This is a genomic window from Arthrobacter sp. 'calajunan', assembly GCF_046940185.1.
Classification (GTDB): domain Bacteria; phylum Actinomycetota; class Actinomycetes; order Actinomycetales; family Micrococcaceae; genus Glutamicibacter; species Glutamicibacter soli.
This window is the reverse complement of sequence record NZ_JBKZDY010000027.1, coordinates 1-433: the sequence shown is the minus strand read 5'-3', so window position 1 is coordinate 433 and position 433 is coordinate 1. Positions and strand designations below refer to the sequence as shown.

The window sequence follows — 433 nt, the reverse complement described above, 5'->3', positions numbered from 1 at the left end:
GCGATGCTCGCCCACCAGCTGGAAAAAGAAGTCTTCCGCACCAACGAGAACAACGGCACCCACGCCAACGACCTCACCCGCGGAGCAGCCAGCACCGTCGCCCTGGCCCGCAAACGCGACCCCCGCGGCTACCGCTCCTACCTGGCCAACGCCCGCATCCTCGCCGAAGACACCCCCTTCCTCGCCCAACGCTTCGCCCTCGGGGAACTCACCGAACCCCAGGCCATGGCCATCCTCACCCCCTTGCAGGACGTCAACGCAGCCCGCCGCACCGCCTTCGACACCCACTTCCGCGCCACCCCGGACCTGTTCGACGGCATGGGACCCAAGCAGATCAGCGAAACCGTCACCCAATACACCCTGCAGTTCGAAAGCCACACCAAGTCCTACCGCATCAAGGAAGCGGGCACCGACCGCTACCTGCGCTTCACCA

1 pseudogene is annotated in these 433 nt (G+C 66.1%); it reads left to right on the top strand.

Features of this window, described 5'->3' with window-relative positions:
* Positions 1 to 433: pseudogene (locus tag RF641_RS17505) on the top strand (HNH endonuclease); the annotation flags it as partial.